Source organism: Nocardia sp. NPDC051911 (assembly GCF_040681035.1).
Lineage (GTDB): Bacteria > Actinomycetota > Actinomycetes > Mycobacteriales > Mycobacteriaceae > Nocardia > Nocardia sichangensis.
In genome coordinates, this window is sequence record NZ_JBFAXY010000117.1 from 1 (window position 1) to 1,112 (window position 1,112).

1 protein-coding gene is annotated in these 1,112 nt (G+C 66.3%); it reads right to left on the reverse strand.

Going from position 1 to position 1,112, the window contains the following annotated elements:
- Positions 1–994: IS481 family transposase (locus tag AB0L97_RS38675; protein ID WP_364440038.1), on the reverse strand; the 994-nt coding region annotated here is incomplete at its 3' end.
- Positions 995–1,112 lie beyond the last annotated feature (118 nt).

Genomic DNA, 1,112 nt, shown 5'->3' on the forward strand with positions numbered 1-1,112 from the left:
TGTGATGTCCGGGGAGGTTGGTCAGTCGGGTGACCGGTGGGCGACCGCCGATGGCGGAGTGGGCTCGGTGGTGATTGTAGAAGTGGAGCCAGTCGGGTAGGGCTTGGTTGCGGTGTTCGGTCGATTGGTAGAAGCGGGCGTAGGCCCAGCCGTCGGCGAGGGTGCGGTGGAAGCGTTCGATCTTGCCGTTGGTCTGGGGCCGGTAGGGGCGGGTCCGCTTGTGGGTGATGCGCAGTTCGTCGCAGGCCTCGCGCCAGGCGTGGGACCGGTAGGCCGACCCGTTGTCGGAGAGCACTCGTTCGATGGTGACGCCGTGGTCGGCGAACCACGCCGCTGCGTGCTGGAGTACCTCGATCGCGGTGGCGGCTTTCTCGTCGGCGCGGATCTCGGCGTATGCCATGCGGGAGTGGTCGTCGATGACGGTGTGCACGAACGCGATTCCGATCAGAGGCCGGTACTGGTTGCCGCGCTTGCCGGTGCGCCGCGCGGTGTGGACGGCGTTGAGCTTGCCTTGGCGGCGGCTGAGGAATTTGTGGCCACCGCCGTCGGGGATGTTGGCGAACTTGGTGACATCGACATGGACCAGTGATCCGGGATGGTCGTGCTCGTAGCGGCGTAGGGGTTCGCCGGTGACTCGGTCGATACGGGAGAGCCGGTTGATGCGGCAACGCACCAGGACCGCGTGCACGGTCGAGGCTGCCATATCGAGCCGCCCGGCGATCTGTACCGGTCCCAGCCGGTGCCGCCAGCGCAGTGCGACGATGGCGCGTACGAGCTGCGGGGCGGTCTTGTTCGGGCTGGTATGTGGGCGTGAGCTGCGATCGGTCATCCCGGCGACGCCCTCGATCCGGTACCGGTCGGCCCACTTCTTGGCCGTGCGTGGGGAGACCATGAACATTTTCGCTGCCGCGCGATAGGTCCAGCCGCGATCGACGATCAACCGTGCCAGTCGCAGACGGGTGATCGGGGTGAGTGTTGCGTTAGCGTGGGACACGAAGGCCTCCGGGCTCGTGAAGCGGTTCCTAGACAGCTCCACTTCACAGCCGGAGGCCTTCACCTGTCAGCCGGACTCACCACAGTGAGTAGGCCGGACAACCTCCCTGGACATCACA